This is a genomic window from Algoriphagus lacus, from assembly GCF_003583985.1.
Taxonomy (GTDB): domain Bacteria; phylum Bacteroidota; class Bacteroidia; order Cytophagales; family Cyclobacteriaceae; genus Algoriphagus; species Algoriphagus lacus.
The window spans coordinates 477,117-498,257 of record NZ_QXML01000001.1 but is presented as its reverse complement, the minus strand read 5'-3'; the positions used below and the strand labels follow the sequence as shown (position 1 = coordinate 498,257).

Genomic DNA, 21,141 nt, shown 5'->3' with positions numbered 1-21,141 from the left:
TTTCATTAAAAAATCAATCTCAACCATCTGAAAATTAACCTGGTATTCGTATTTTCTTAACACATGTTTTTTCTACTGTAGGTGGTATTATATAAAAATGAAAAAGGCGAATCCCTCCATTTATTTGGTTTGGATGATTTCCTCCGTTTTCCAACTTGTAAAAGGAAACTGTCTGAAGCTGGGCATGAAGGTTTTCTGATAAATTGGCTATACTCCAACTAAAGGAAGCGCACAAAAGACAAAATTTTCAACTTCTATTTCAATTACCCTAAATCCTTTATTCTATCGGAATGGATAAAATTGGCAAATCTTGTTCTCTAACCAGATTTTCGGTCAAGCTGGGACTGAATACCCTTACCAGATCTGGCTTATCGGATTTGGCCAAGACCAACAGGTCCGGATGATGTTTTTTGGTGTAGTAGAGAATCCCTTTTTCCATATTCAAAGCATTGATTGCCATGAAATTCTTTGAACCCATTGAAGAATATTTGTATTCCAAGTCCTCTGTTTCGAGAAAATTATAGGGTGTATTGATGAAGACCAAATCCAACTCGGCTTCTAGTAACTCGGCAATGGCTTTAATTTTTTCAAATGCCTCCATTTGATTTTGCTCCAGGGTACTCAAAAATCCGATTTTACTGATGATTGGTTTTAGAGGGTTCTTTTTCACTACCAAGGTGGGATTTTTTACATTTCTGAGGACTTTTTGGGCATTGGATCCTAGCATGAATCCTCTTGAAGCCCCTTTGCCCTGTGAACCCATCACAACCAAATCCGCCTTTGAATTCTTTACATGGGCGAATACATTTTCAGGGCCAAAACTGTAAAGCAACGTGGATACAGTACTAATCCCTGATTGTTCGAATTCATAAACCATATCAGAAAGCTTGGCTTTTGATTTCGCAATTTCATCTCGGACTTCGGGATATAAGTGTTCCCGTTCTTTTGGAAGTTTTACCCAATCAACCGGTGTTTGTAAGATATGCATGATCTCAACCTTGCCCCTGGTTTTTTTAGCTATTTGAAGGGCATAGCTTGCGGCAAATCCTGATACTTCAGAAAAATCTGTAAGCAACAGTAGGTTCAATTCTGTTTTCATAGCCTTGAGTGAATTGGTTACCTGAAGTTACCCTTTTTGAACTTGAAATGAGTTGTCAAAAATTGGCTCAAACAATGATAATTATCAGAAAATCAGGGATTTTATGAAATTTCAAAAGTGGTTACGTTCACGAATTCCCCCAGAAAAACTTCAGCTCAAGACAACCTAAGCCATTTTAACAATTTAAGGATTCAAATTAGAACCTAGGAATGGCATTCAACCCTAAAACCAATTTTTCCATTCCCGAGAAAAGTACCCAAAGATTTTACATTACTGATCCCTTTCCGACTGATTTTAAAATTCATTCTCACCCAAAAGCCCATTTCTTCTATCTTTGTGCCTTGTTTTGAGCGGGATGGCCAATTAACCAACCCAATTCTTCACCTACTTGCCCTTTAGAAAGGAAATTGTGAAAACGTATCAGGAATTTAAGCAGGTCGATTATCCGCATATCGGAGAATCAATCCTTCAGTATTGGAAAGAGAATCAGATTTTCGAAAAGTCTATCGCCAACCGGGAGGGAGCAGAGACTTTTACCTTTTTTGAAGGTCCTCCTTCAGCCAACGGAACACCGGGCATTCACCACGTGATGGCCCGGACGCTAAAGGATATTTTCTGCCGATATAAGACCCTGAGAGGATTTCAGGTGAAGCGAAAAGGTGGCTGGGATACGCATGGTCTTCCAGTTGAACTCCAGGTGGAAAAGGAATTAGGCATTACCAAGGAAGACATCGGTAAGAAAATTTCCGTTGCCGAGTACAATCAAAAATGTAAGGAAACAGTCATGCGATTCAAGCATGAGTGGGATGATCTGACTGAGAAAATCGGCTATTGGGTGGATCTGGATGATCCCTATATCACCTTTGACTCCAATTATATTGAGTCGCTTTGGCACCTGCTGAAAAAACTCTATGACAAAGGCCTGCTTTACAAAGGTTATACAATTCAGCCTTACTCTCCCGCTGCGGGTACAGGCCTGAGCTCGCACGAGCTAAATCAGCCAGGCACTTACAAGGATGTAAAAGACACTTCCATAACGGCGCAGTTTAAACTCAAAGGTCAGGACAACACCTATATCCTCGCCTGGACGACTACACCATGGACTTTGCCTTCCAACTCGGCACTGGCGATCGGTGAAAATCTGGATTATGTAAAGGTGAAAACCTTCAATCCATACACCCACGAGCCGGCAACGGTAATTTTGGCGAAAGCCAGAATGGGCGCTTACCTCAATCCAAAAGCTTCAGATCTTAAACTTGAGGATTATAAAGCGGGTGATAAACTCATCCCTTTCAAAGTGATTGAAGAGTTTAAAGGCAAAACCATGGTAGGCTGGGAATACGAGCAACTCTTCCCTATCGCTGGGATAGCGCTGCCTTATCCCGCCTTTACAGTGGTGGCAGGAGACTATGTGACTACCGAAGACGGTACTGGAATCGTACACTTGGCCAAGGCATTTGGTGCAGATGACTTTAGAACACTCGTGCAAAATAATGTGCCGGGAGTATTTGTTCAGGACGAACTTGGCAATGATATCCCTGTGGTGGATAAGCAGGGAAAGTTCCTCCCTGTAATCGGAGAATACCTTGCCTCCAAAATGAAAGAGCATGGAATCACTGCCCACAAGGAATATGGGGTGAATGATTTCTATGTGAAAAACTACACGAATGATGACGAAAGTGCGGCGGACTACAAAAATACCGACGTGATCATTTCCATCATTCTCAAGAATGAAAACAAGGCCTTCAAGGTCGAAAAATACGAGCACTCCTACCCGCATTGCTGGAGAACAGACAAGCCCATACTTTACTATCCCCTGGAAAGCTGGTTTATCAAAACCACGGCTTACAAGGATCGAATGGTGGAGCTGAACAAAACCATCAACTGGAAGCCTGAGGCGACCGGCACAGGGCGTTTTGGTAACTGGCTGGAGAATCTCGTGGACTGGAACCTCAGCCGTTCCCGATTCTGGGGGACACCGCTGCCGATCTGGAGAACCAGCGACGGAACAGCAGAAAAATGCATCGGATCCATCGCAGAACTGAATGCTGAGATCGGAAAATCAGTAGCCGCTGGCTTTATGGCCAAATCTCCTTACGAAGGAAAAGAACTGGACCTTCACAGACCATATGTGGACGACGTGATTTTAGTTTCGGATAAAGGAGAAAAAATGTTCCGTGAGCCAGACCTAATCGACGTATGGTTTGACTCAGGAGCCATGCCTTATGCACAGTGGCACTATCCATTTGAGAATCAAGACATTTTTAAAGCCAACTATCCGGCAGATTACATTGCGGAAGGAGTGGATCAAACACGTGGCTGGTTCTTTACCCTGCATGCCATTGCGGTGATGCTGTTTGACAGTGTGTCGTTCAAAAACGTCATCGCAAACGGGCTTGTGCTGGACAAAAACGGCAACAAAATGTCCAAGCGTTTGGGCAATGCCGTCGACCCGTTCAAGACATTGAAAGAATACGGTCCGGATGCCTTGCGTTGGTACATGCTCAGCAATGCCAATCCTTGGGACAACCTGAAGTTTAACCTGGACGGAGTAGCCGAAGTCCAGCGACGATTCTTTGGTACTCTTCAGAATACGTACAATTTCTTTGCGCTTTACGCCAATCTGGATGCCTTTGTCTATGACAAAAGCAAGACGGTGGCTGTCAGTGATCGCGCCGAATTGGATCAGTGGATCATCTCCAAGCTTCAATCATTGATCTCCGAGGTCGAAGAAGCGATGGACAACTACGATGCGACCAAGGCAACTCGGGCAATCATGAACTTTACCGTAGATCAACTTTCCAACTGGTATGTTCGTCTGGCCAGAAAACGATTCTGGAGAGGAGAAATGAATACGGATAAGCAGGCCGCATACGAAACTATGTATGAATGCCTGCTTACCCTGACTCAGTTGATGTCTTCCTTTGCTCCTTTCTACTCAGACTGGATGTATAAAAATATGACCGAAGCGAATGAAAGCGGCGAAGCTTCCGTCCATTTGACAAACTGGGTTTCTGCTGATGCCTCGCTGATCGATACCGATCTGGAAACCAGCATGGACTTGGCCCAAAATATTTCTTCTTTGGTACACTCGCTGAGAAAGAAGGAAAAGCTAAAAGTACGTCAGCCACTTCAACGCATCCTGATCCCTGTGCTTTCTGCAAAAACCAAGGCACAGATCGAGCATGTGGAAGACTTGATCAAGACCGAGGTCAATATCAAGACCATTGAATATCTAGACGATGCTTCGGGCATTTTGGTGAAAAATGTGAAACCCAATCTGCCTCTTTTGGGTAAAAAGTTGGGACCAAAAATGCGCTTCGTGGTTGCAGCCATCAATAATTGGGGACAGGCAGAAATTGCTCAAATCGAGCGAGACGGAAAAATCGGGGTCCAAGTCGAAGGTGAAACCATCGAATTGCTGTTGGAAGAAGTGTTGATTAGCTCCCAGGACATCCCCGGCTGGTCGGTGGCTTCCGATCAGGGAGTAACCGTGGCCTTGGACGTAACGTTAACCGAAGAGTTAAAGCAGGAAGGGGTAGCCAGAGATTTGGTCAACCGAATCCAAAACCTTCGAAAGGATATGGGGCTTGAAGTTCAGGACAAGATCCACATCTTCGTCCATGATGAGAACGACTTGGTCAATGCCTCTATTGGTAATTTTGGAGAGTACATTCAGTCTGAAACTCAGGCTTTGAGTTTATCATTGAGCCACCAACTGGAAACCGCGACCCTTTTGGACATGGATGAGTTTGAATTGGCAGTAAAAGTAGAAAAGGCCTAAGCCCTTATTGATGAACAACTATATTAAATATTTCGGAATAGCGCTTTTTGTGATAGTCTTGGATCAGGCAGTAAAAATGCTGGTTCATTTTGAAATGGACTTCGGTACCCCTGGTCAAATTCCTGTTTTTGGAGACTGGTTTAAGCTCCATTACACAACCAATCCAGGAATGGCTTTTGGAATGGAACTTGGTTCCGAGTATGGAAAAATGATCCTGACATCCTTCCGATTGGTTGCGATGGTTGGAATCGGATATTACCTCCATTACATTATTCAAAAGAAAAATCACCCTGTCTATATTTTATGTATTTCAATGATATTGGGCGGTGCTATTGGCAATTTGGTTGACTCAGTTTTCTATGGAGTTTGGCTGGACAATGCTCCCTATAATGCACCAACACCTTGGTTTCATGGTCAGGTAGTGGATATGTTTTACTTCGACATTTGGGAAGGATATATTCCAGAGTGGGTTCCTCTATGGGGAGGTAGTTACACTGCTTTGTGGCCGATTTTCAATATCGCAGATGCTTCAATTTTTATCGGAGTGGCCATCATTTTGATTTTCCAAAACCGTTTTTTCCCAGAGAAAAAAGAGGAAGTTCATCAGGAGGGGGCTGAGACCATTTCCTAAGAATCAGCAAAAAACCTTTAATTCAAGGCCCGGTTTGTTAATTACCGGGCCTTTTTTTTTCTTTTTATCCAAAAAACCCCGGCATTTTTAAAAAGGAAAAGCCTTTTTGAGTAATTTTCAATTTATATATCCTGTTTCAACCCTTCAAATCTTATCTAATATAGTGTTTGGAAATATTTTCATTCCCTATATAATGTATATAACTAGTTATGATAGTTAATTCCGATCAACCTTTCCAACTAGTATATTCCATCTTCAGTCATGAATATTTGGGGTTACTTTTTGAATCTTTTGTAATTCAACTTGATGAAAAGGGCAGGCTTTCACTTGCTTATCAAAACATCAGCTCCGCAAATGCGAATGAATTTGATTCCGGACTGGACAAAACCGATTATGAATTGATCAAGCTGATGGATTCCATGCAGCCTGAAGTGGTTGTCAAACCTTACATGAAAAAGGGAAATGTCCGCCCCAAAGATTTTCTGCAAAAAGTCTTTGATCCAAAAACAGAGGACAAAACCATCCAAGAGCTACTTTTTAAAAATATCGAAATCAAGCGTTCCAAAATCCTTCCCTTGTTGATCGGAAAGCGGCTGTTTGAAATGGGCTCTGATGGAAATCCAACTTGGAAGGAAATTAAGGTGCATGCCGAACGGGCTACAGTAATATTCCATTTTGACAAGGGCGAGTACAATACTCAATATTATCCAACTGTAAAATTCCGAGGAGCTAAGCTAAACTGGCAGCATAAAGGTGGATACTTAATCTGCAAAGAACCTGCATGGCTAATTGTAGATGAGCAGCTTTTTCACTTCGAAAAAGGTATTGATGGCAAAAAACTCCAGCCATTCCTGAACAAAAATCAGATCATGATCGAGCGGCGGTTTGAGCCGGAATACTATCGAAAGTTTATTACCGGTTTGATCACCCAATTTGAAGTTCAGGCAAAAGGATTTGAAATCCACACCGAACAAGGAACTCCAGAGGCCTTGTTGGCCTTTAGTGAGCTCCCAGGAGGATCGGGTGAAGATTTATTCGGTGAGGAAATGGAAAATATCACCGAGGACATCATCGTGTTCGAGTTGCGGTTCAAGTACGGCGAGTTCGACTTTGGAATTATTACAGCTGAAGGAGAAAACAGTGGAAATTCCTGTCGATTTGAAGAAAACAACGGGAATTACACCTTTTACAAAACGGTCCGAACCGTTCAGGTAGAAAAGAAATTTGAAACCATCCTGAAGAAAAAAGGCATGGTTTTCATCCACGGTAAGTTTGCTTTACCCAAAACCAAAGCATTTGAATGGCTGGGGAACCAGGAAGACTATCTGGACGAGAACAAAATAAAAGTAGTCCAGCGAGGGAGTCTGAACGGAAAAACGTACCACATCGGCCGGGCTCAGATTACCATCGAAGTCAATGAAAATATTGACTGGTTTGATGTCAAAGCACTGATCAAGTTTGGGGTTTATCTAGTTCCTTTTGCCAAAATCCGAAAGCTGATTATCCAGGGAAAAACAGAATTTGAACTTCCAAACGGAGAAATGGCGGTAATTCCCGCTTCTTGGTTCGTCAACTATTCAGAGCTGTTCAACTTCATCGAAGAGCGTTCCTCCGAGGAACTTGTCCTGAGAAAGCATCACTTGGCGTTTGCCAGAGAGCTTCAGAACGGGGAATTGATCCGCCTCAACTTAAGCCTGAAACTCGAGCGTCTCCGAAATTTCGATGCAATCGAGGATTATGTCTTGCCTCAATCCTTTGAAGGTACGCTGAGACCCTATCAGCAGGCCGGTTACAATTGGCTTCGGTTCTTGAATGAATACCAGTTTGGCGGCTGTTTGGCAGATGACATGGGTTTGGGAAAAACTGTCCAGACGCTGGCTCTTTTGGCTCATGAAAAAGAGGAAAATCCCGGTTTTACCTCGTTGTTGGTGATGCCTACTTCCCTGATTTACAACTGGGAGTTGGAAGCGAGAAAATTCACCCCCGAACTCAAAATTCTGGTTTACTCCGGAACCCAACGACTGAAAGATCCCTGGAAATTCCGTGGATATGATATCGTCTTGACTTCCTATGGGATTGTCCGATTGGATATCGACATTTTGAAGGATTTCTATTTCAACTATGTCATCCTGGATGAGTCGCAAGCCATCAAAAATCCAACCTCCAACATTGCCCTCGCAGTCAATAAGCTAAAAAGCAAGCGCCGGTTGATCCTGACCGGTACGCCTGTCGAAAACGGTACGATGGATCTTTGGTCTCAGATGAACTTTGTGAATCCAGGCCTTTTGGGCAATCAAACTCTGTTTAAAAAGCAGTACCTGCTCCCTATTGAAAAACAAAACGATAAGGATAAAGCAAGCCGGCTTCATGCGATGATCAAGCCCTTTATCCTCCGTCGACTGAAGTCCCAGGTAGCAAAAGATCTTCCCGAAAAACTTACCAATATCAAGTACTCAGACATGACTCCTGCGCAGGAGAAAGTATATGAGGAAGTGAAAAGCTATTACCGGGAAAAAATCATCGGGGAACTTGCCAGTACAGGTCGAGGATCTCAGCAGTTTACTTTGTTGCGCGGATTGACCCAACTCCGGCAAATAGCCAACCATCCCAAATTAGTCCGGGAAGATTACAAAGACGAATCCGGCAAACTAGAGGACATCACATACATGCTTCAGGAAACAATTTCAGAAGATCACAAGGTGCTTGTGTTTAGTCAATTTGTCCGACATCTATCCATCGTTCGTGAATTTTTGGACCGGGAGGGAATTCCTTATGCTTACCTTGACGGAGCCACCAAGGACCGTCAAGCCCAAGTGGAAAAATTCCAAAATAACCCGAGTGTCAAGGTTTTCCTCATCTCGCTCAAAGCTGGTGGCGTTGGTCTCAACCTTACAAAGGCGGAATACGTGTTCCTGCTTGATCCTTGGTGGAATCCAGCCGTAGAAGCACAGGCAATCGACCGGGCACACCGAATCGGTCAGGAAAACAAGGTCATCATTTATAAATTCATCACTCGTGGATCGGTAGAGGAAAAAATCATGGCCCTACAGGATCGAAAGCTTGCCCTTGCCGGTGAATTGATCAGTAATGAGGAAAGCTTTATGAAGAGCCTGGATAATGAAGACATCCGGGCCTTGTTGGACTAAGGTTGAACTGGGGTAAAGTTCAAAAGTTGCAAAGTTCGATCAGTCAACTTTGCAACCTTCCCACTTTTCAATCTTTTAACTTTTTTATCAATTTGATTCTCAAGACCATCCCGGGGATTTACAATTCTTAACCATAATTTCTTGGCTCTTGCTAGCTTTTGATGGGGATATTTTTCTAACTTAAATCAGTACCTAACCACTACAATTTTCCTGCGCATGCCTAGAGCCAAGTCCGATAAAGATCGGAAAATCTTTGTGCTGGACACTTCCGTGATCCTTTATGCACACAACTCCATCATGAATTTTGCCGAACACGATGTGGTGATTCCTATTACTGTACTGGAAGAGCTGGATCAGTTCAAAAAAGGCAATGATACCAAGAATTTTGAGGCACGTGAGTTCATCCGATTGTTGGACAAACTGTCTCAGGATCACATGATTCATGAATGGACCCCACTAAACGGAAAGACCAAAGGATTTTTCAAGGTGCTGATGAATCCGGAGAACAAGATGAACGCAAACATCATTTTCGGAGAGGAAAAAAACGACCACAAAATCCTAAATGCGGCGCTTTACCTCAAGGAGCATGAAAAAAACCGGAAAGTCATCCTCGTATCCAAGGACATCAACCTCAGGCTGAAGGCAAAGTCTTTGGAAATCCACGCGGAAGACTACGAAACGGGGAAAATCAAGAACATCACTGAGCTTGAAAATACCGGAAAGTATGTTTTGGAAGAGGTGGATCCAGACGCAATCAGCAAACTTTATGATCAGGGGTACATTGAAGCAAAGGCTGTATTGGGCACCCGAAAACGGAAGTCCAACGCCTACTACATCCTCAAAAACGAAAAGAATTCGGTTTTGACCTTTTTCAATTCGGATGAAAATGTGCTGGAACGAGTAGACAAACGCTTGGCCTACAATATCAAACCAAAAAATGCCGAGCAGACCTTTGCGCTGCATGCCATCATGAATCCCGCAATCAAACTGGTTTCGATTCAAGGTGTAGCAGGTACAGGAAAAACACTTTTGGCACTAGCCGGAGCTTTGGAGCAACGAAGGGATTACAAACAAATTTTCCTCGCAAGACCGATTGTCCCTTTGAGTAACAAAGACATCGGATACCTTCCAGGAGATATCAAGTCCAAGCTCAATCCCTACATGGAGCCGCTCTGGGACAACCTGAAGTTTATCCAAAACCAATACAAAGAGACGGACAAAGAATATCAGAAAATCACCGAGCTGGTCAATCAGGAAAAACTGGTCATCCAGCCTTTGGCCTACATCCGGGGTAGATCGCTGTCCAATATCTTCTTTATCGTAGATGAGGCGCAAAATCTCACTCCACACGAGATCAAAACGATCATTTCCCGAGCAGGCGAAAACACCAAAATCATCTTTACCGGTGACGTGTTTCAGATCGATACACCTTATCTGGATTCACAGTCCAACGGACTCTCCTATTTGATTGATCGCGTCAAAGATCATCCGCTCTATGCGCACATTAAGCTGGAAAAAGGTGAGCGTTCAGAACTCGCCAATCTGGCAAATGAGTTGTTGTAAGCTTCACAAATCCTAAAACCCATCAAAAGGCTCTGCTAGGAGCCTTTTTTTGTGGCCTTCCCTCAAAAATTTTTAAACTTTCCGCAACCTGCTTTTTTTTAAAATTTTGTCCGAAGCTGGTGGATTGGTGTACGATTGCGTACAGACATTTTTTAAAAAATGGCCAAAAGAACCCGTATTCCGCCTTTTTCAATTTTGGGTCGGTTTTGGCATATTGGGAAATACGAAAACGAACCAACATTTTCCTTCAAAGAATACCGCAGCATTTATCATCAAAGTCTTTCCTGCTTTGAATCCACTTGGTGATAACAGCAACAAAATAAGTTAATGTCAAAAAGAAAACTGCCCGATTTGAATATTCTAAACCAACTACTCTACAGATCGGAATCTGACTAGAAAATGGTCCTGATTGAATTCAGGTAAATCTTAAAAAAACAAAAAGCCTAAAACTCCAAGAGAGAATCAGGCTTTGATAAGAAAATACTCGTAAGGGTTAATTTGGTTGATTGTTTGGTTAATCTAAAGAGGCGGGTTTTACCCGCCTTTTTGTTTTCTCAACTTTCAGTGATGGTATTTAACTTGGCTAGAAAGCTATTGTAATACTGCCTTCCGACTTGTACCACAGCGCCTTGTTTCAGCATGATTTCTTTGGTGTTGAAGCTTTCGATCTGCCCCAAATGCACGATATAGGACTTTTGAACTCTGAGGAACAGATTGGAAGGTAGGATATCCTCAATTTCCTTCATAGACTTTCGTATGCTATAGTCTCTGTTTTTGGTAAAAATGGTAACCATATTTCCATTGGCCTCCACATAAAAAATGTCATCGTATTGAACGCGCTCAAAGGCATTGTCTGCTTTTATAAAAACAGCATCGTTAACCAGATAGGGGCTTTCATTTACTGTTTTAGCTACGGCAACTTCAGCGGTTGGCTTGGTTCGCTTGTTATAAAGAACGATTTCAACAATCGCATGAATATCATTTGTATTGAACGGCTTTACTATAAATCCCGCAGGAGCAATTCGCTTGGCCCGTTCGATAATCGTAGGATCGCTATAAGATGTGACAAACACCAAAGGAGCATCCACCATTTGCTTCACGATCTCACCCAACTCTATTCCATCTTTGTCGCCCTTTAGCTTGATGTCCATGAAGATCAAATCCGGTCTGTACTTCTTGATGACCTTAATACACTGATTCGCTGAATTGGCAATGTCAATATTTACATATCCCAAGAGCTCCAGAATTTCCTGAATATTCTCCGCGATACTAAAATCATCCTCGACGATCAGAATCCGTTCTTCTTTCATAAACTAGCGCAATTGAATTGCTTTTTTGGGGTGAAAAATGAGCATTTACCTATTGGACCCAATAGATACTCTAATGTCAAAATTTTCTTCGGAAAATCAAATGCTTTTTTTTGCCTATGAAATTTTTAGAGACTCATCATTTCCTTGAAACGTGCTGCTTGCCTGCGGCTTACTTCGATTCTGTCACCACCTTTAAGGGTAACTACAAGGCCTCCGTTAAACCATGGCTCGATCGCCTCCACCCATCCCAGATTGATAATATGCTTTCGACTGGCTCGGAAAAATGACTTTTCATCCAATCGCTCATCAAGTGCATTGAGGGATTTGTGAATCATCGGCTTGAAGTTGTCAAAATACACCTTTATGTAATTTCCATCCGATTCGAAAAGTCGAACATTGGATAGTCTTACAAACCAGCACCGATCACCGTCTTTCACAAATACCTGATCCTCAAGGGTTAATTTCTTTTGGTTGACAAAAGCCCCGTTTTCATCACGCTTTGAGATCCCCTCGATTTTTCCCACCAGTTTGTTGATAGCCTCCTCGAGTCTTTTTGGTTCGATAGGCTTGAGCAGGTAGTCAAGGGCATTTACCTGAAAGGCCTTCAATGCATATTCATCATAAGCAGTGGTAAAGATCACATGAGGCACATTATCGAGCTCCTCCAGTAAATCAAAGCCGGTTTTCTCCGGCATTTGAATATCCAAGAAAATAACATCCGGCTGAAGCTGATCAATTTTTTCCTTTGCATCATCCACATTTACCGCCTCTCCGACCACTTCCACAGTCTCGAGTTGATTAAGCAAATTGATCAATTCCTTTCGGGCTAATCGTTCATCATCTATTACAATGGCTCTCATACTTGTTGAGTTTGTTATTCTAAAGTAATTCTTTGTTTCGGTATTTTGATTTCGGTGATTACGAATTGGTTCCCGGAGTTGAAAATCCGGAAGCTTGCTTTATCACCGTAGAGCAGCTTAAGTCGTTGCTTGGTGTTTTCCAGTCCGTGGCCACCTTCCTCTTTTTTGGTTTTTGAAGGATTTGGATTCAGGTAGCCGCTGTTTTTCACCTGAATATACAGCTCTTCCTGCAAGCCTTCCCTGCATTTGATTTCAATCAAGCCCCCTTTGACCAAGTTGGAAATTCCGTGCTTGATGGCATTCTCCACAATGGTCTGAAGCATCATAGGAGGAATTTTATAACTGTAGGCCTCGTCCTCAATCTGATAGATCAACTCCAGCCGCTCCTCAAATCGAATGGCCTCCAATGCAAGATAGTCCTTTACCGTAGCCAATTCATCGGCAAAATCGATCACCTGTTTTTTGTCCATCATGAGCGAAAAGCGCAAAATGTTCGATATCCGGGTGATCGCTGTCTTTGCTTTGTTTGGATCTTCATCCACCAACGCCCGAACAGAATTCAGTGCATTGAAGATGAAGTGGGGATTCAGTTGGCTTTTTAGGTGATTGAGCCTAATCTCGTTGATTTTAGCCTCATATTTTAAACTACTGTTATAATTGTCCAAAAAGTGAAACAAAAAGTAAAGCAAAAACCAAAAAGCATAATAAAGGAAGCTCACAAAGAGGTTGACCGCAATGACCAAGGCGCGAAAATCTTCATCCGGCTTTAGAGTCCCAAAGGCAAGGTTGATCAGAATCTGAGCCAGCACATTGACCACCGATAGTCCCAACAAGGCCAAGAGAGTCAGTGCCAACAGGCGAAATATTCCAAACTTGAACCATTCGTAGGTCTTTACGATATGGCGCATGGAATGCGTTGACACTAGATAGAATGCTGCCAATACCACAAAAGCCCAAAGCTGAACGGCTGAAATACCTTGAGAAAGCGATGCAAAAAAGATATTGACAAAGGCAAAGCCCCCCCAACCCAAAATCTGCAAAATCCAATAAAGCCTGCCTTTGTTCATACCTGAGTCAAAGTTAGATAAGGAGGCAGATTGCTCACCCTTAATTTGATAAAAGGCGGAGTCGATTGATTTTCGCGTCAATTTCAGCGATTTAACTCAGCTTTAAGAAATCTACCGGTATGGCTAAGCGGATGAGCAGCAACTTTTTCCGGGGTTCCTTGTACTACAATTGTACCCCCTTTATTTCCTCCTTCCAGGCCGAGATCCACCACATGGTCAGCAACCTTGATCACATCGAGGTTGTGCTCGATGATCAAAACCGTATTACCCTTTTCTACCAACTTCTGCAAAACACCCATTAACAGATCAATATCCTGAAAATGCAATCCGGTAGTGGGTTCGTCCAGAATGTAGAAGGTTTTGCCCGTGTCTTTTTTGGAAAGCTCCGTTGCCAATTTGACTCGCTGAGCCTCTCCACCGGATAGTGTCGTAGCATGCTGCCCGAGGGTGATATAACCTAGTCCTACTTCGCTTAGGGTTTTGATCTTTCGAAGGATTTTAGGTTGAAATTCAAAAAAGTCAACCGCCTGCTCGACGGTCATGTCCAACACATCCGAAATGGATTTTCCTTTAAATCGAACTTCCAAGGTCTCCCGATTGTAGCGTTTTCCTTTGCAGGTTTCACAGGGAATATGTACATCTGGCAGGAAATCCATCTCGATCAGCTTCATTCCAGCTCCTTCACAATCCTCGCATCTACCACCTTTGACATTGAACGAAAACCGCCCTGGCTTGTAGCCTCTGATTTTTGCTTCCGGCAGTTCAGTAAATAGTGTCCGAATATCGGAGAAAACTCCCGTGTAAGTGGCTGGATTGGATCGGGGGGTACGTCCGATAGGAGATTGGTCTACTTCGATTACTTTGTCCAACTCCTTGAGCCCGGTGATGCTTTCATAAGGCATGGGTTCTTTTTTGGAGTTGTAAAATTCCCGGTTTAGAATCGGATAAAGTGTCTCATGGATAAGCGTACTTTTACCGCTACCTGATACTCCAGTTATCAGGATCAACGTGCCCAAAGGCAGCTCGAGCGTTACATTTTTGAGATTATTTCCTGAGGCTCCTTTTAGTACTAAGCTTTGCCCTTTTCCGGTTCTTCTCTCTTTTGGAATGGGTAATCCAAGGCTTCCACTCAGGTATCGGGCGGTAACCGAATCATTTTTTAAAATTTCTGCAGGAGTCCCTGCTGCAACCACATGTCCACCATGTCGGCCAGCACCAGGCCCCATGTCCAGCACAAAGTCTGATTCCAGCATCATGTCACGGTCATGCTCAACTACCAATACGGAGTTGCCCAAATCCCTTAGGCTTTGAAGTGCTTTGATGAGTTTTTCGTTGTCCCGCTGATGGAGCCCGATACTCGGTTCATCCAAAATATAAAGAACCCCAACTAGCTGGGTTCCGATTTGGGTTGCCAAACGGATTCGTTGTGCCTCTCCTCCGGAAAGTGTTTTCAAGGGTCGATTGAGGGAAAGATAATCCAAACCGATGTCCAGCAGAAAGCCGATTCGTTTGCGGATTTCTTTCAGCACCTCAACACCGATGATGTTTTGCTTTTCGGTCATCCGATTTTCCAGCCCCTGAAACCACTCAGAAAGTGCCCGAATGTCCATCACAGCCAACTCTCCGATGTGCTTTTCATCAATTTTAAAGTGCAGGGCTTCTTTTTTCAGACGATAACCGTTGCAATCCGGACAAGTTTGGGTGATGGTAAATTCACTTACCCAGTCCTGGATTTTATCCGAGCTTCCTTCCTGATATTTCTGAAGAAAATTGACGATTCCTTCAAATGTCGTATTCCATTTCGTGCCGGGATACTTCACTGAATCCACCGCTACCTCCACCTTGTCTCCAAAAAGCAACACCTCCACCACTTGCTCCGGCAAATCCTTGATCGGAGTGCTCATGCTGCATTTGTAGTGCTTCAGGATTGCTTCGATTTTCTTGAAAATCCAGATGTCACGGTATTCCCCGAGCGGAGCAATCCCCCCTCGGGTGATGCTTAGGCTGGTATCCGGAATAATACTTTCCCGGGTAATCTCCTCCGTAACCCCGAGACCGTTGCAGGTCGGGCAGGCTCCATAGGGGGAGTTGAATGAAAAGGAATTTGGCGCAGGCTCATCGTAGGAAAGCCCAGTCTCGGGATCCATCAGATACTTGGAAAAATGGTGGATCTCCCCGTTTTCCTCCCGGATCATAATCACTCCCTTTCCATGCTGAAGTCCTGATTTAAGGGATTGGGTAATTCTGAAGCGGTCTGATTCGTCAGCTACGATCCGGTCTATAACAATTTCGATGTCGTGGATTTTGTAGCGGTCCACCTGCATTTTGGGTACAATGTCCATCACCACCCCGTCTACACGAACCTTGGAAAAGCCCATTTTTCGAATCTGCTCAAAGAGCTCGCGGTAATGTCCTTTCCGCCCTTTGACTACAGGAGCCAAGATATATAGCTTTTTCCCCAGAAACTTGGTAAACAACTGCTCTATAATCTGGTCCTCCGTTTGGCGGATCATTTTTTTCCCGGTCAGATAGGAATAGGCTTCTCCTGCGCGGGCATAGAGCAATCGCATGAAATCATAGATTTCAGTCACAGTTCCCACTGTGGATCGGGGATTCTTCGAAGTGGTTTTTTGCTCAATGGCAATCACCGGCGAAAGTCCGTTGATCTTGTCCACGTCAGGGCGCTCCATTCCTCCCAAAAATGAACGTGCGTACGCCGAAAAACTCTCCATGTACCGGCGCTGGCCTTCTGCATAAATGGTATCAAATGCAAGCGAACTCTTCCCGCTCCCGCTCAGTCCTGTTACAACAACCAGCTTGTTGCGGGGGATTTTGATGTCTAGGTTCTTGAGGTTATGCTCACGGGCGCCAAAAATCTCAATAAATTCTTCCTGTGAAGCAGGGGATTGACTCATGGGAGAGGGGGAATTTTAAACGGCGAAGGTACGGTTTTTTGAACTCGGGGTGAAACTGGGTTCAAAGAATGTAACCTGAAAAAGGTGGAGTTGGTTCTCGCCAATTTGCTAGGCAAATGGCTGAGAAATCGAAGGGCTTGGCTTGGAAAACCAAACTGGACCGGATTCAGTCATGTAGACGCAATCCTCGTGTCTTACTCCAAATTCACCAACGATGGAAATGTTTGGCTCAATGCTGAAGCACATTCCGGGTTCCAAAATCTGCTTGTTACCCCGAACGGCATTACCCCACTCGTGTCCATCCATCCCGATGCCATGTCCGGTTCGGTGTGGCAAACCTGGAAGCTTGTAATCCGGTCCAAACCCCGCATCTGTAATTACTTTTCGTGCGGCTGCATCGACAGCTTCCAAAGGAGCTCCAATCTGAGCCGCTTTGAAACCAGCTGCTTGGGCTTCTTTTTCCAGATTCCAGATTTCAATTTGTCTGGGGGTAGGTTCCGCCCCGAAAACGATCGTTCTGCTGATATCAGAATTGTATCCCTGTACCATACATCCACAATCCACCAGCACCACATCCCCTTTTTTCAAAATCTGAGGTTTGGAACTTCCATGTGGAAAAGCTGATGCTTCGCCAAAATTTGCCAAAGCAAACGCATGTCTTGCTCCCATTTTTTGATGAGCCTGAGCTACTGCTGAAGAGAAATTGGAAGGCCCCTCTCCCTCTTTGAGTGCAGCAAATCCTATTTTCATTGCTTCAATTGTCAGATTGGTTGCATGTTGCATCAAGGCAATCTCTGCAGGAGATTTGATGATTCTGCAGGGAATCACGACTGGATCAGCACTGATCAATTCAAATCCAGTAGCGACTTGTCGTAGTCCATCAGCGATAAAAAACCGGACTCTTTCTTCAATTCCTATTTTTCCGGAAGCAGCTCCCGAGTCAATGATGGCCTTTTTGATTTGCTCATAGGGGCTTTCATCTTCTTCCCAAGGGTAAATATCCGTTCCGATTTTGATAAGTTCCTCCAGCCTTGCTTGCTCAAATTTTGGACAGATGTACCGGACTTCGCCTTTGGCAGAAATTACGACCACCATCGGGCGCTCGCTTTGTCCCCAGGTCAGTCCGGTGAAATAGTTCATGGAAGTGCCGGAGTCCAGAACGATCGCCCTAATTCCGTTCTTTTCCATCAAACTCTGAGCTTTTGCAATTCTTGCTTTTCGTTCTTCCAATGAAATGGGGACCACATCGGCCATACGGGAAGTCAGCTGGTCAAAATCCGGGCTGGATGTCTTTTTTGCCCCGTAAACTGAAGTACTTGATAAAATGGAGGTTCCAAAGCCTAAGGCAGAGAGTTGGATAAAATTTCTTCTTTTCATCTTAATTAAAATAAGGAGTGATGGTCTGATAAAACCCAAAGAAAAGCCTATTCCGGCAAAAGTATTTCGTAAACTTTCCCTTTTCTGACCTTGAGGTTTCTGTCTCTCAGCCAGGGATTGTAAAGCTTCAGATTTTTGAAAGAGCTTTTCTGGTCTTTGGCCCATTTCGGGAGATCTTTAATGTCCCCGTCCACCCGAATGGATTTAAGTGGAGGGTTTTTGTAATAATCACCTTCGCTGAGATGGTAGCCAAAAGCTCCGGGATTTTCAAAAATCACTTTGAAGGCTAAAATCCGAAAAAGGTAACGGCTCGTCTCTTCGTTCAGGTAAAGCTCATAGTAGTTTCGGTGGAATTGTTCTTCCTGCCTTTTGGCAAAACCGGTTTGCCCCATATTGTAACTTGCCGCCACGGCAGTCCAATCCCCGAATTTGGTATGAGCCTTTTTGAAATACTTGGATGCGGTCAAGGTCGCCTTTTCGAGATGGTACCGTTCATCCACGTCTTCCGATATTTCGAGACCATATTCCTTGCCGGTAGTTTCCAGTATCTGCCAAAATCCCCTTGCTCCGGCAGGAGACCCTACATTCATCAAGCCACTTTCGGCAATGGCCAGGTATTTAAAATCATCCGGAATCCCGTTTTCTTTCAAAATTCGCTCGATTTCCGGCAGGTATTTGGTGGACCTTTTGAGCAGGAGAATCATATTCGATTCCCAATAAGCATTGACATAAATCTCCCGCTCCAGCCTTTCCATCACATCTCCTGCCGTCAATGGGACGCTTTCCCCGGCAAAATCAAGCTCCTTGGGAAGATCAAACAGCCTCACGGAATCCCGGGAAGTAGAAAACTGTGCGGAACTAGCCTCTTCCATCCAAGTCGCTTCGGATGGATCGGTTGCTGTAGTTTGCGAAACTTCCCAGAAAGCCAAAACAGAAAAAATCACCGAAAGTGCAAGCAGAGAATAGATGATGAAGAAATGAAATTTTGACATCGGAGAGAAAGGTTGAAATCAAGGTAAGGCGTAGCAAATTACTTCTTTTCAGTTTGGAGTAATTTTGAGAATTTTTTTTAGTGAGTATATAAATTTTCTTAGATTAAGGGTAAAGATTCCGGCGAAAAAGATTTTGAATACAAGCAGTTTTCCAGTGGTATATTTTCTTTTTTGATTTTTCCAACTTCAAACCCAAAACGAATGAAATATAAATTACCCAGGTCCCTGATGCGAACCAAGCGGGAAGAATTTTCGGATCTTCCATTAAAAGTCCTATCAGGATCCATTCCATCTGATATTCAAGGTTATTCGTACTTCATGGTTCCGTCCGGAGATTGTGAGGATGGGAATTTTTCCAAACCCGACTCCCCGATTTTGGGAGGCGATGGTATGATTTTGAAACTGGATCTCAATCAGCCCGGAGAGGCTTTACTGTCATTCAAATTTGGAAAAAGTGAGAGCTTTCTAGCTGATGAAGTTTCCTATCAAAAATTTAATATTCAAGCTGACGGCACGAAAAAACGTAACCCCTATCACCGATATCGGTTTGCTGACTTCGGGCTTGGAAGGATGAGCTTCAAAATAGGAATGAGAAACCGGCTCAATACAGCCATCACCCCTATCAAATTCAAAAATGATCCGCATGAGCGGATTGTTGTCTGTACAGACGATGGCAGACCCTACATCTGCGACCCCAAATCACTTGAAACCTTCAGTCCGATAGGAAGCTTATCCGAGTGGGATGCCATCATGGGCGAGGAACGAAAAGTTCTGGGATTTAAATTTGGTGTAAAACCTTTTCCTTTGATCATGGCTACGGCACACCCAGTTTTCGACCCGAAAACCAATGAGTTTTTCGGAGTCAATTATGGCCGGCTATTCTCGGACACCATCCGAAATCTTGCTGTCATCAACAGTCGGATCGAATCCATCGGTACCATGCTCAAGCTGTTGATCTTAGAATTACCCCAAGCACTTATCTTAGGCACTTTCAGAGTTTTCTTTTTCTTCCAGAATCTGGTAAAAAATCTCATATCAGGAAAAAAAGTCAGCCGGTTTACCCGGATTTTCACTTGGGATGGAAAGGGCAAATTGAAAAAAGTAAATGTCGTACTGCCTAACGGGAAGAATGTGGTGATCAAGCAAACGCTTCACCAAATGGCGGTGACGGAAAATCACGTCATCCTGTTGGATGCCTCTTTCAAATTCACTCCGGATCAGATTATCAATTCTCTGAGACCATTTCGAAAGACCAACAATTTCATTTCGCGGCTTTTGGAGCGTGTGTTGAGGTGGCTGATGACCGCTCCGATGGAGCCTAATGCAAAATTTTACTTCGTCGAACGGAATGCCATAGAAGCAGCGATCGCCGCCCATGGGGATGCTCCCGGCATTCCTGATGTGGCCTCAGTCTGCACTGAATTGCCCTTCGAAACGCTTCACTTTCTAGTGGACTACAAGGAAGAAAACGGCAAAATCACCATGCATTTGGCACACAATAATGCCGCCTGTCTGGCCGAATGGCTGCGTCCATATGATTTCATGTACACAGGGAAAAAGTACAATTTATGGCAAAAAATAACCGGCATTGGCAAAACCAAAATCCCCACGGATCTCCTGGGAATGGTGGCAGTGGGACAGATGGATGTAAGCCGTATCGAAAAAGTAGAAATTGACCCGGTCACGGGCAGCCCGACCCGATCATTCAACCTGATGAGTTATGGCAATACAGAACCTACCCCATCTGGTCTTGATACCATCCCAAATACGTTCAACCTGAGTTTTTATGCTTACCGTGGGCAGACTCCTGTGGACCAGATTCCGGATAAAATCGAGTACATCTTCTGGATGTGCAGTGGCCTTTATCCAGAAGCATTGACCGAATTCATCCATAAAATGTATGCAGGATATGAGCACAGGGTCATCTCTTTAAAGCTCTTTGATCAAATCACGAAGGAAGGAAAACCCTCCAATCTAATCCGAGTGAATTCCAAAACCATGGAATTGGAAGACAGCTATATTTTCGATCCTAAGCAAGTGGGGATGTCCCCTCAGTTTATCCCGAAAAAAGGGTCTTTGACCGGACAGAAAGACGGCTACATTGTCTGCACGGTCTACACCTACTTTGATCAGATCAAGGCTGGACAAATTGACTGTGAATTTTGGATTTTTGATGCTGCCAATTTGGCCCAAGGCCCCATTTGCAAACTAGGTCACGAAGAGGCGATCTTTGGCATGACTCTCCACACGGCCTACACCGAAAATGCCTATCCTCTGGATCGTTCCGGTTACAAAATCAATGTGGAAAAAGAACTGGAACCCAGAATTTCCAAAAATGACAAAACCCTTCAGGAACTATTCAAAAAGCACGTTTACCCCTATTTCAACAACTAATTT

12 protein-coding genes are annotated in these 21,141 nt (G+C 43.9%); 5 read left to right on the top strand and 7 right to left on the bottom strand.

The genetic code is table 11. The annotated features are described in order from the left end of the window. Window positions 1-277: 277 nt before the first annotated feature. Window positions 278-1,099 carry a universal stress protein gene (locus D0X99_RS02000; RefSeq protein ID WP_119475962.1) on the bottom strand — a complete coding sequence of 274 codons (822 nt, stop codon included), beginning with the start codon at window positions 1,097-1,099 and terminating at the stop codon, window positions 278-280. Between the two features lie 409 nt (window positions 1,100-1,508). Here D0X99_RS02000 and ileS point away from each other — a divergent pair, with 409 nt between their 5' ends. The 4 genes from ileS to D0X99_RS01980 all read left to right on the top strand — a co-directional run bounded on the left by ileS (window position 1,509) and on the right by D0X99_RS01980 (window position 10,223). Beyond that, window positions 1,509-4,883: an isoleucine--tRNA ligase gene (ileS, locus tag D0X99_RS01995; RefSeq protein ID WP_119476383.1), complete on the top strand. Its 3,375-nt coding sequence runs from the start codon at window positions 1,509-1,511 to the stop codon at window positions 4,881-4,883. Between the two features lie 10 nt (window positions 4,884-4,893). Next, window positions 4,894-5,514 carry a lipoprotein signal peptidase gene (locus D0X99_RS01990; protein ID WP_119475961.1) on the top strand — a complete coding sequence of 207 codons (621 nt, stop codon included), beginning with the start codon at window positions 4,894-4,896 and terminating at the stop codon, window positions 5,512-5,514. A 209-nt stretch (window positions 5,515-5,723) separates the two neighbouring features. Continuing rightward, complete coding sequence (locus D0X99_RS01985; protein WP_119475960.1) at window positions 5,724-8,660, top strand: DEAD/DEAH box helicase; 2,937 nt, start codon at window positions 5,724-5,726, stop codon at window positions 8,658-8,660. Between the two features lie 216 nt (window positions 8,661-8,876). Further along, on the top strand, window positions 8,877-10,223 hold the full coding sequence (locus D0X99_RS01980) for a PhoH family protein (protein ID WP_119475959.1): 1,347 nt from the start codon (window positions 8,877-8,879) through the stop codon (window positions 10,221-10,223). A 554-nt stretch (window positions 10,224-10,777) separates the two neighbouring features. On the opposite strand, the gene D0X99_RS01970 is transcribed toward D0X99_RS01980, so the two are convergent. The 6 genes from D0X99_RS01970 to D0X99_RS01945 form a co-directional block, all read right to left on the bottom strand. After that, a complete protein-coding gene (locus tag D0X99_RS01970) occupies window positions 10,778-11,533 on the bottom strand; it encodes a LytR/AlgR family response regulator transcription factor (protein ID WP_119475957.1) in 756 nt (251 codons plus the stop codon). Window positions 11,534-11,658: 125 nt separating this feature from the next. Continuing rightward, a complete protein-coding gene (locus tag D0X99_RS01965; protein WP_119475956.1) occupies window positions 11,659-12,393 on the bottom strand; it encodes a LytR/AlgR family response regulator transcription factor in 735 nt (244 codons plus the stop codon). 14 nt (window positions 12,394-12,407) lie between these two features. Next, window positions 12,408-13,460 carry a sensor histidine kinase gene (locus D0X99_RS01960; RefSeq protein ID WP_119475955.1) on the bottom strand — a complete coding sequence of 351 codons (1,053 nt, stop codon included), beginning with the start codon at window positions 13,458-13,460 and terminating at the stop codon, window positions 12,408-12,410. A gap of 83 nt (window positions 13,461-13,543) precedes the next feature. Further along, the gene (gene uvrA, locus D0X99_RS01955) at window positions 13,544-16,375 is read right to left on the bottom strand and encodes an excinuclease ABC subunit UvrA (RefSeq protein WP_119475954.1); all 2,832 of its coding nucleotides are present in this window, start codon (window positions 16,373-16,375) and stop codon (window positions 13,544-13,546) included. A 108-nt stretch (window positions 16,376-16,483) separates the two neighbouring features. After that, on the bottom strand, window positions 16,484-17,752 hold the full coding sequence (locus tag D0X99_RS01950) for a M24 family metallopeptidase (protein WP_233553624.1): 1,269 nt from the start codon (window positions 17,750-17,752) through the stop codon (window positions 16,484-16,486). A gap of 47 nt (window positions 17,753-17,799) precedes the next feature. After that, the gene (locus D0X99_RS01945; RefSeq protein ID WP_119475953.1) at window positions 17,800-18,744 is read right to left on the bottom strand and encodes a lytic transglycosylase domain-containing protein; all 945 of its coding nucleotides are present in this window, start codon (window positions 18,742-18,744) and stop codon (window positions 17,800-17,802) included. Between the two features lie 201 nt (window positions 18,745-18,945). On the opposite strand from D0X99_RS01945, the gene D0X99_RS01940 reads away from it, so the two are divergent. After that, the gene (locus D0X99_RS01940) at window positions 18,946-21,138 is read left to right on the top strand and encodes a carotenoid oxygenase family protein (protein ID WP_119475952.1); all 2,193 of its coding nucleotides are present in this window, start codon (window positions 18,946-18,948) and stop codon (window positions 21,136-21,138) included. Window positions 21,139-21,141 lie beyond the last annotated feature (3 nt).

Coding starts and splice junctions, on each gene's coding strand:
- D0X99_RS02000 (WP_119475962.1), bottom strand. CDS start 1,099: ATGAAAACAGAATTGAACCTACTGTTGCTTACAGATTTTTCTGAAGTA.
- D0X99_RS01990 (WP_119475961.1), top strand. CDS start 4,894: ATGAACAACTATATTAAATATTTCGGAATAGCGCTTTTTGTGATAGTC.
- D0X99_RS01985 (WP_119475960.1), top strand. CDS start 5,724: ATGATAGTTAATTCCGATCAACCTTTCCAACTAGTATATTCCATCTTC.
- D0X99_RS01980 (WP_119475959.1), top strand. CDS start 8,877: ATGCCTAGAGCCAAGTCCGATAAAGATCGGAAAATCTTTGTGCTGGAC.
- D0X99_RS01970 (WP_119475957.1), bottom strand. CDS start 11,533: ATGAAAGAAGAACGGATTCTGATCGTCGAGGATGATTTTAGTATCGCG.
- D0X99_RS01965 (WP_119475956.1), bottom strand. CDS start 12,393: ATGAGAGCCATTGTAATAGATGATGAACGATTAGCCCGAAAGGAATTG.
- D0X99_RS01960 (WP_119475955.1), bottom strand. CDS start 13,460: ATGAACAAAGGCAGGCTTTATTGGATTTTGCAGATTTTGGGTTGGGGG.
- uvrA (WP_119475954.1), bottom strand. CDS start 16,375: ATGAGTCAATCCCCTGCTTCACAGGAAGAATTTATTGAGATTTTTGGC.
- D0X99_RS01950 (WP_233553624.1), bottom strand. CDS start 17,752: ATGAAAAGAAGAAATTTTATCCAACTCTCTGCCTTAGGCTTTGGAACC.
- D0X99_RS01945 (WP_119475953.1), bottom strand. CDS start 18,744: ATGTCAAAATTTCATTTCTTCATCATCTATTCTCTGCTTGCACTTTCG.
- D0X99_RS01940 (WP_119475952.1), top strand. CDS start 18,946: ATGAAATATAAATTACCCAGGTCCCTGATGCGAACCAAGCGGGAAGAA.